Annotated in this window: 1 protein-coding gene; it reads left to right on the forward strand. The window is 66.2% G+C overall.

Translation table 11 applies throughout. From position 1 onward, the window contains the following. Positions 1 to 343, forward strand: a 343-nt coding sequence (locus tag OQ02_RS45415; protein ID WP_033443815.1) for a hypothetical protein, incomplete at both ends; no start/stop codon positions are given.

Consider the following 343-nt stretch of genomic DNA (forward strand, 5'->3'; position numbering starts at 1 on the left):
AAGCCGTACTGCGCCTCGAAGGCGCACTCAGCGTGCTGGAAGCCCCGCAGGAGACCCCTCCGGACGAGGCGGAGGAGAAGGCCATCCGCATCCTCGATGCTGCCGCCAGCCTGCTTGACGGTGACAGCAAGGCCACAGCGGCGAAGCTCTTCGAAGAGATCAACGACGAGATCGCCAGTCTCGCCACCGGGTTCGGGGTGCCGTCCCTGCAGTCCGTGTCCATTGACCGCGCAGCCCGCCTGAAGATCTACCCCGTCGGTAGCGCACAGGAATGGTTCCAAGGCCAGACAGCCGGCGCGAAACTCCGGCTACGTGTCGCGGTCGCCATCGCCCTCCTGCGGAT

Origin of the sequence: Saccharothrix sp. NRRL B-16314 (assembly GCF_000716595.1) — a bacterium.
In the GTDB taxonomy this organism is placed as follows: domain Bacteria; phylum Actinomycetota; class Actinomycetes; order Mycobacteriales; family Pseudonocardiaceae; genus Actinosynnema.